Source organism: Corynebacterium sp. BF-R-2, assembly GCF_024586525.1.
In the GTDB taxonomy this organism is placed as follows: domain Bacteria; phylum Actinomycetota; class Actinomycetes; order Mycobacteriales; family Mycobacteriaceae; genus Corynebacterium; species Corynebacterium singulare.
In genome coordinates, this window is the sequence record NZ_JAMFTP010000014.1 from 90,015 (window position 1) to 97,666 (window position 7,652).

Annotated in this window: 10 protein-coding genes; 5 read left to right on the top strand and 5 right to left on the bottom strand. The window is 60.5% G+C overall.

Annotated features, from left to right (window positions below):
- Positions 1-18: 18 nt before the first annotated feature.
- Positions 19-1,059, top strand: a complete 1,041-nt coding sequence (gene hemE, locus M5J09_RS11125) for a uroporphyrinogen decarboxylase (protein ID WP_257157894.1) — start codon at positions 19-21, stop codon at positions 1,057-1,059.
- Positions 1,060-2,427, top strand: a complete 1,368-nt coding sequence (locus M5J09_RS11130) for a protoporphyrinogen oxidase (RefSeq protein ID WP_257157895.1) — start codon at positions 1,060-1,062, stop codon at positions 2,425-2,427.
- Here M5J09_RS11130 and M5J09_RS11135 read toward each other — a convergent pair whose 3' ends face one another.
- From M5J09_RS11135 to M5J09_RS11155, 5 genes are all read right to left on the bottom strand, one after another.
- Positions 2,428-2,682: a Txe/YoeB family addiction module toxin gene (locus M5J09_RS11135; protein ID WP_257157896.1), complete on the bottom strand. Its 255-nt coding sequence runs from the start codon at positions 2,680-2,682 to the stop codon at positions 2,428-2,430.
- On the bottom strand, positions 2,679-2,945 hold the full coding sequence (locus tag M5J09_RS11140; protein ID WP_042529149.1) for a type II toxin-antitoxin system Phd/YefM family antitoxin: 267 nt from the start codon (positions 2,943-2,945) through the stop codon (positions 2,679-2,681). Before M5J09_RS11140 ends, M5J09_RS11135 begins: the two co-directional genes overlap by 4 nt.
- A gap of 63 nt (positions 2,946-3,008) precedes the next feature.
- Positions 3,009-4,526: an ABC-F family ATP-binding cassette domain-containing protein gene (locus M5J09_RS11145; protein ID WP_257157897.1), complete on the bottom strand. Its 1,518-nt coding sequence runs from the start codon at positions 4,524-4,526 to the stop codon at positions 3,009-3,011.
- Between the two features lie 83 nt (positions 4,527-4,609).
- Positions 4,610-5,626: an ABC transporter permease gene (locus tag M5J09_RS11150; protein ID WP_257157898.1), complete on the bottom strand. Its 1,017-nt coding sequence runs from the start codon at positions 5,624-5,626 to the stop codon at positions 4,610-4,612.
- The gene (locus M5J09_RS11155) at positions 5,626-6,204 is read right to left on the bottom strand and encodes an ATP-binding cassette domain-containing protein (protein ID WP_257157899.1); all 579 of its coding nucleotides are present in this window, start codon (positions 6,202-6,204) and stop codon (positions 5,626-5,628) included. Before M5J09_RS11155 ends, M5J09_RS11150 begins: the two co-directional genes overlap by 1 nt.
- Before the next feature lie 170 nt (positions 6,205-6,374).
- Here M5J09_RS11155 and M5J09_RS11160 point away from each other — a divergent pair, with 170 nt between their 5' ends.
- The 3 genes from M5J09_RS11160 to M5J09_RS11170 form a co-directional block, all read left to right on the top strand.
- Positions 6,375-6,566 carry a hypothetical protein gene (locus M5J09_RS11160; protein WP_257157900.1) on the top strand — a complete coding sequence of 64 codons (192 nt, stop codon included), beginning with the start codon at positions 6,375-6,377 and terminating at the stop codon, positions 6,564-6,566.
- Positions 6,567-6,582: 16 nt separating this feature from the next.
- Positions 6,583-7,206: a Fic family protein gene (locus M5J09_RS11165; protein ID WP_257157901.1), complete on the top strand. Its 624-nt coding sequence runs from the start codon at positions 6,583-6,585 to the stop codon at positions 7,204-7,206.
- A 20-nt stretch (positions 7,207-7,226) separates the two neighbouring features.
- Positions 7,227-7,652, top strand: a 426-nt coding sequence (locus M5J09_RS11170; protein ID WP_257157903.1) for an ATP-binding protein, incomplete at its 3' end; no start/stop codon positions are given.

Consider the following 7,652-nt stretch of genomic DNA (forward strand, 5'->3'; position numbering starts at 1 on the left):
TGATTCATAATGGACCGTATGTCTCGACTGTCTGCCGCGCCGCTCATTGAGGCCGCTTCCGGCCGTACCCCGTCCCGCCCGCCCGTCTGGTTCATGCGCCAGGCGGGTCGTTCCTTGCCGGAGTACCGCAAGGTCCGCGAAGGAATCAGCATGCTGGATTCCTGCTTCATGCCGGAGCTCCTCGCGGAGATTACCCTGCAGCCGGTGCGCCGTCACGATGTCGATGGTGCCATCCTGTTCAGCGATATTGTGGTTCCGCTCAAGGCGGCGGGCGTGGGCGTGGAAATCGTCCCCGGCCGCGGTCCGGTGATGGATGCCCCGGTGCGCACCAAGGAGGATGTGGCCAACCTGCCGGTTCTTGATGTCGACGTGCCCGAGGTCCGACAGGGCATCGAGATTATTCTGAACGAGCTCACCGACAAGCAGGCGCTCATCGGCTTCGTCGGCGCGCCTTTTACCTTGGCCAGCTACCTCATTGAGGGCGGCCCCTCGAAGAACCATGAGCGCACCAAGGCGCTCATGCACTCAGAGCCGCAGACGTGGCACAAGCTCATGGAGCGTCTCACACCCACGATCATTGCGTTCTTGGATCTGCAGCTCGACGCCGGCATTGATGCCATGCAGCTCTTCGATTCCTGGGCGGGCTACCTTAACGAGCGCGATTATCGGGAGTTTGTTCTTCCGTACTCAACGCAGATCCTAAAGGCGGCTGAGGGCCGCGTGCCGCGCATTCACTTCGGTGTGGGCACCGGCGAGCTGCTCGGCGCGATGTCGGAGGCCGGTTCTGAGGTCATGGGTGTGGATTACCGCGTGACCATGGATTCTGCCGCCGCCCGTGTGCGTGCGAACATCCTGCAGGGCAACCTCGACCCGGCTCTGCTGTTTGCTGGCGAGGACGCGGTGCGCCAAGCTGTGCGTACCATCAAATCTGAGGTCACCCGCGCTACTGAGCGCGGTGACATGAACGGGCATATCTGGAACCTTGGCCATGGGGTTCTGCCTACTACCGACGCCGACGCAGTCACCCGCGCCGTCGCCATCATCCACGAGGAGGGCTAAATGAAGATCGCGATTATCGGCGCTGGACTAGCTGGTCTGACAGCGGCGTGGGAGCTGCGCTCCCACGAGGTCTACGTGTTTGAGGCCGCCGGCCGCATCGGCGGCAAGCTGCACACGGTTGCCTTCAATGGCGGGCCGACGGACATGGGCGCGGAGGCTTTCATCCGTCGCCGCAAGGATGCCGTGGACTTCTTCGAAGAATTGGGCCTTGCGGATTCTATCGTGGAACCCAACGGCGAGCTGCGCCCCCGCGTATACACCGGCGGCGAGCTACACTTCCTGCCGCAGGGCGGCGTGATGGGCATTCCGTCTGAGCCGCAGGACTTCTTTACTGCTGCGACCAATGAGCGCATCACCAACGAGCAGCCTTTCGAGTGGGAAATTGGTGGGGATGTGTCCGTCGGTAAGCTCGTGCGTCAACAGTACGGTGATGACGTCGTTGACCACGTGGTTTCTGCGCTGTTGGGTGGAGTGTACTCCTGCGCCGCCGATGACCTGGGCCTGCGTGCCACGGTTCCGCACGTGGCGGCTGCGTTGGACACGATGGCTCAGGATGGGCCTGTTACGTTGTCCGCTGCCATCAAGCAGATCGAATCCGGCCGCAGCCCAGCCGAGGGCTCTGTCTTCGGCACCTTCAAGGGCGGCTACGCCGAGCTCTACGAGGCCCTGGCGGAGAAGTCCGGCGCGCAGATTCACCTCGACACTTTCGTTTCCGGTGTCACACGCAAGGGCGATGCCTTTGAGGTCACAGGCGCCCCGGGTGACCTGGGGCCCTTCGACCGCGTCCTGTTCGCCACCCCGGCGCCGACCACCGCGCGCCTCATCAAGGCCGTGGCTCCAGAGGCCGCCGAGCAGCTTGCTACGGTTCAGCTGGCCTCCTCTGTGGTTGTGGGCTTCAACTTTGCTTCCGCCACGGACCCGGAGGGCAACGCGCTTCCCGACGCCACCGGCATCCTCATCGCCGCCGACGAACCCGACCTACGCGCCAAGGCCTTCACGCTGTCCTCCAATAAGTGGCCGCACCTAGGTGAGCGCGAGGGCTTCCTCGTGCGTGCGTCCTTCGGACGCTTCGGCGATGATGCCCTGGTGCGCGCGGAGGAGGACGATCTGGTGGACTATGCCCTCGATGATTTGCACGCGATTACCGGCTTCGACGGCCGCGCCGCCGGCGTGGAGGAGATCTATACGCAGCGCTGGTTCGGTGGCATCCCGCGTTACGACGAGAAGCACCTGGCTACCGTGGCCGCTGTGAAGAACTCTCTCGACGGGGTTGCGGGCATTGCTGCCACCGGTGCCTGGGCCGACGGCGTTGGCGTGCCGGCCGTCATCGCCGGTGCTCGCGCTGCTGCGCAGGGGCTCGTCAGTTAGCTAGTAGTAGTATCTGCACCCAGCAATCTCGATGGTTCCACCCTTAATGCGATAGACCAGTCGGTGTTCTTCAGTAATTCGCCGAGACCAAAATCCGGCCAACTCGAATTTGAGAGGTTCGGGCTTGCCTATCCCTTCGTTGCCGTTTCGTGGAATGTCCTTAATGAGGTTATTGATTCTCTTGAGGTTCTTCTTGTCGTGAGACTGCCACCAGAGGTAGTCCTCCCATGCTTCCTCTGTCCACGAAAGAATCATTGGCGTTTAGTTTCCTCGATGAGTTCGTGTTGCGCTGCTTCTCCAGCGTCAAGTTTCTCAATGGAATCGAGCAAGCGCTGCGCATTGCGAGGGGAGCGCAAAAGGTAAGCAGTTTCGCGAAGAGAGTTGTAGTCATCTAAGGAAACGATGACTGCAGACTCATGGCCATTGCGAGTGATGATGACTTCCTCGCGGTCATCAACAACCGACTGCAATACTTCGGCGTACCGTGCTCTTGATTCCGAGTAAGACATGGTCTTCATAAGCGAGCTCCCTTCTCGTACAAGAAACTGTACAACGAAATGAGGCTGAGTGCTAGAGAGGTTTCAGTTCAGGAGGTCCAGATGAACGGTGCGCGTCAGATTGAGCCGCCCGCACACGTGCTCGTCGTGGCTGACCAGGATGAAGGCGCCGCGGTAGCTTGTGAGAACCTCGACCAGCCAGTCGGTGGTGGGGATGTCGAGGTTGTTCGTCGGTTCGTCGAGAAGCAGGAAGCGCGGGGCCGGATCGCTGAGCAGGACGCGGGCGACTTCGACGCGGAAGCGCTCGCCACCGGAAAGCTGGCCTACGGGCTGGTGGATCTTGTCATTGATAAAGAGCATCTGCGCCAGCTGGTCGCGCAGGAATTGCGGGTCGGCGTTGGGGTTGGCCTCTCGGACGATGTCGAGTACTGATTTCTCCGCGGGCAAGACGATGCGCTGGCGGATGTATCCGCTAGATAGTGCGTACTTGACGCCGCCGCGGGCAACGCGATCAAGGAAGGTGGTCTTGCCGCTACCGTTAGCTCCGGCGAGGCGAACCCGTTCGGGTCCGGTGATACTCAACAGATCGCTGACGAGGACCCGGGTGCCAGCGGGAAGCTCGGTGCCGGGCAGGTCGATGTGGACATGGGTATCGTCGCGCAGCGCGCGCTGTGCCTTGTCGTGAGCGGATTGGGCGGCGGCCACTGCGTCGTTGGCCTGTTGCGAGCGACCAGCAGCGGAGCGCTCGGAACGGTTCTTGTCCAAGCCCATGGCCATGCCGGGTTTGCGTTTGGAGGCGGCGAAGTTCTTGCCACGACGGGCATCGCGGGCGATGCGGGTCTGCATGGCGGCGCGCTCGCGAAGCTGCTTGCGGTGCTCAGCCTTGGTCTCCCGAACTTTAGCCTGTGCGGAATCCTGCTCGGCATCAATCGCTGCGCGGTAGGCGGAGTAGTTTCCCTCGAACTCACGGAGTGACCCGTGGTAGAGCTCAGCGATGCAATCTGCGTGCTCGAGGAGCTCACGGTCGTGTGAGACGACGAGAACCGGCACGGGTGAGGACTGAATGAGATTAAGTAGGCGCTTCCGCGACTCAGAATCCAGATTGTTAGTGGGCTCGTCGAGGATGAGGAAGTCGGGCTTGCGGAAGAAGGCGGCGGTTAGCGCCACGGTGACGGCCTCACCGCCGGATAGGGTGCCGATGGTGCGCTCCAGGGAGAAGGGGATGCCTGCCGCGTCGAGGGCTGCTGCGATGCGCTCTGCTAGGTCCCACTGCTCACCAACGGTGGCGGCGAGGTGGTCGGAGTAGTCGCCAGCCTCAATGCGGGCAATAGCGTTGAGGGCGTCGGTCGCGCCAAAGACATCGGCGATCGTGTCAGACGTATGCAGACCTAAATCTTGGTCGACATAGAGGACTGAGTCCGCGGATACAGTGCCCGACGTCGGTTCAATGAGGCCGGCAAGAACTTTGGCCAGCGTTGATTTTCCGGAGCCGTTTCCTCCGACCAGACCGGTGAATGGTGCTGAAAACGTGCCGGTGAGCTCCGTGAAACAAGGGGAGCCGTCCGGCCACGTGACGCAGAGATGAGAAAAAGAAATAGGCATGAAGAATTCCACCTTCGAGAAAGCCGTGCAAACAGAGACATCGAATTAGGAAAAAATCTTCATGCCTGAAAGATTAACGCTGGCTAACGTCCCAGCGCAAGGGCCGTCACGCCAAGGCCGAGAGCGCCGCGGGCAATGTAGTGCAATACCTCGGGAGAGAAGGAGACACCGAAGCCGCCGCTATCCAGCATGGACATGCGGTCTACCCGTGCCGGGCGGGAACGCTTAAACGACGCCCAGCCAAGACCAGCGATGATGAGCGCCACTGCGATGGCGGAGAGCTTCCACACCAAGAGGAGGACACCGGCACCAAGGAGTGCTGTGCCCACTGAAGCGATAAGGGGAAGGCCCCAGTCGGGCCATGCATCGTCGCTGATGCGACCGAAGGAGGCGGCGCGCCCAACCGCCGCGCCGACGATGCTCCACGCGGACATGAATCCGACGATAGCCAGCGCCCCGAGCTGTGGGGCGAATCCCAACGTCAGTCCGAGGATGGCGAGCGCACCAACGCCGATGTACCATCGTCGTCCCAGACGACGGAAAAAGAGGTCTACCAACGTCGATGGTGCATGGCTTCGACGAGGAATCCACGCGGACTGGCTCGCAATGGCGTCGGAGGTGACCTCCGAATCGAGCAGTCCAAGGCCAGATCCGCCGACCAGGCGAGTGCGTCCAGCGCCGAGAAGTGACGCCAGCGTAAACGAGTGCCATCCCACGACAAAACGCAGGGCTGGCGCTACAAGCGCGAACCATGGGGACAGTCCACTGGACACGCAAACCCCGAGGCCCAAGACTCCGAACCCGAGAAGCTGTGCCCACGTGATCGAGTCGGTACCACGCAGTCGGCCGCGTGGGCGATCACAATACACCCAGCGCTCCCGGGACAACGCTCGTAGCGGATAGAGCGCTTCAGTGAACACGATGAGCGCAAACAGACCCACAACGCCGGCAATCGGGGCGACGCTAGTTAGCGCGACGCGGGCCGGGATGGTAGGCAAGACTGCGCCGACTTGTTGCCATCCTGTGTAGCCGAAGCCGATGACGATGCCGGCGAGGACGAGGTACCAGAGACCGTCGCCCAGTCGAGACAGAGCGCGCATCACAGCTGCACCACCTCGTCGCATGCCTGGGTGACGGTGTCGGAATGCGAGGCCACGACGATGCAGCGATTCTCCTCGTCGGCTAGGTAGCGCAATTCGCTGGCGAGGAACTCGGTCCAGGCGGAGTCGAGGTGGCGCTCGGGTTCGTCGATAAGCACTGCACGCGCTGGCTGGTATAGCTGCGCGGCCAAGAATACGCGCTGGCGCTGGCCCGAGGACAGGCGCGAGGCTGGGTGCGGAAGGAGAGGATCGAGCGCCCAGAGTTCGCAGAGCTTGGCGACGTCCACCCCTGCCGCCTTTCCCATCAGGTCCAGGTGCTCACCCACGGTGAGGTCGGGGAGAAAAACCGGCTCCGTCACTGTAATTACTGTGCTGGGGTGTTTCTTCGTGCCAACGGAATGGCCGTCACACTCAACTGTGCCCTCGAGTGGTGTGAGTTCGCCTCCGAGTGTTGCGAGAAGTGTAGACTTTCCCGAACCATTGGGGCCAGCGAGGCCATAGATGCGGCCCGAGGCGAAGTTTTTCTCAAGGTGTCCTAGCGGTGCGGTGTGTCCGTAGTCGGCGTTGATTGAAAGCATTGCTGGGTGGCGAACTCCTCGCGTTGAATGAGCAAAAGATTATTAACAATTATTGATGAAGTTTAGCGAAATATGGGTTACCGCGTTTTCTGTAGGTAGAAAACACTCTTGGAACAGATGCTTTGAGCCGCTAAAATGGGAAAAGTAGTTGATAGCTCGGGAGGGTAACTATGTCTAAGCCGATTCATGTCGAAAGTAAAAATAGCGACCGCGATCCGCTAGCGCTGAGTGACGCTGCACTGCGGTTGGCAGGCCACGATGTGACGGATGAGCACGTGCGCCAGCTGGGCCGCGAAGTGGCCGCAGGGAGATTATCCGCAGACGAAGCAATCGCTCGTGTTCGGCGTGCTTCGCTCAAATAGAGACCGGGGGAGAGACATGAGCGGGGGCTGGGACAACTATTTCATTCCAGGGACCAAGGTTCTGAAAAATCGTTTGGGATTGGATGATGCAGAAGAACTCCGGATTGTGGAAGAGAAATTGGTATTTCTTCGAATCGTGGAGTTGGAAGCGGCGCCTGTGGAAGGTGCGTTTGATTATGCACACTTCAAGGCGATACATCGGCATCTTTTTCAGGATGTGTACGAGTGGGCGGGCGAAGAACGGACTGCGCCTGTAGGCCAGTTCATGATTAAGGCAGGGCATGCCTACTACCCGGCAGGGCCGGAAATGACGAAGGCGGCGGAGAAGTTGTTTGCCGGGCTGGCGCAGGACAACTTTCTACGTGGTTTAGGGTTTGATGAGTTCGTGGCCAAGCTGGCTGAGCTGTGGGGTGAGCTCAATGTGGTCCACAGTTTTAGGGAGGGAAATACCCGAACACAGACAGTGTTTTTCGATGCTCTAGTCAAGGCGGCGGGGTACCGCCTTGACGTGGAGCGTCTGGCCAATGATGCGGACGTGCGCGCGGAGTTTATCGCCGCGCGCTTTCACAGCCAGGACACCGGAGATAACGCGCAGCTGGAGGAGGTGCTGCGCGGGCTCGTCGCACAGCAGCGCGGCTAGACGCCGGGATTCCTCAAAACATGAGGACACTCTCTGCGGATGCGCTACCAGAAGACATCTTCCTCGCCGCAGTCGAAGAAGCCTACACACAACGCCAACAACGCAACATTGCCAAGGCTATAACCCAGGCACAATTCCGATACCCGGATGCAAGCTTGGCTGAAATCACCCGGGCAGAACAGCGCGGTATCAACATGCGCCAGCTGAAACGAATCGCGGCAACTAACTGGCGGGAAAACCCGACCAATATTCACATCCTCGCCCCGACGGGAACAGGCAAGACATACATTGCCTGCGCCATCGGCATCGCCGCGTGCAAGGCTGGATATTCCGTGGCGTACTACCGGCTGGATCAACTTGTAGACATGCTGGCGGTCTTCTCACCGACTGACCAAAACTACCTCGATAAGATGCGGAAACTGATCAACGTCGATGTCCTTATCATC

Excerpts from the sequence above, each read along its gene's own strand:
- M5J09_RS11155 (WP_257157899.1), bottom strand. The coding sequence starts at position 6,204 with ATGCTTTCAATCAACGCCGACTACGGACACACCGCACCGCTAGGACAC.
- M5J09_RS11150 (WP_257157898.1), bottom strand. The coding sequence starts at position 5,626 with ATGCGCGCTCTGTCTCGACTGGGCGACGGTCTCTGGTACCTCGTCCTC.
- M5J09_RS11135 (WP_257157896.1), bottom strand. The coding sequence starts at position 2,682 with ATGATTCTTTCGTGGACAGAGGAAGCATGGGAGGACTACCTCTGGTGG.
- M5J09_RS11145 (WP_257157897.1), bottom strand. The coding sequence starts at position 4,526 with ATGCCTATTTCTTTTTCTCATCTCTGCGTCACGTGGCCGGACGGCTCC.
- M5J09_RS11160 (WP_257157900.1), top strand. The coding sequence starts at position 6,375 with ATGTCTAAGCCGATTCATGTCGAAAGTAAAAATAGCGACCGCGATCCG.
- M5J09_RS11130 (WP_257157895.1), top strand. The coding sequence starts at position 1,060 with ATGAAGATCGCGATTATCGGCGCTGGACTAGCTGGTCTGACAGCGGCG.
- M5J09_RS11165 (WP_257157901.1), top strand. The coding sequence starts at position 6,583 with ATGAGCGGGGGCTGGGACAACTATTTCATTCCAGGGACCAAGGTTCTG.
- hemE (WP_257157894.1), top strand. The coding sequence starts at position 19 with ATGTCTCGACTGTCTGCCGCGCCGCTCATTGAGGCCGCTTCCGGCCGT.
- M5J09_RS11140 (WP_042529149.1), bottom strand. The coding sequence starts at position 2,945 with ATGAAGACCATGTCTTACTCGGAATCAAGAGCACGGTACGCCGAAGTA.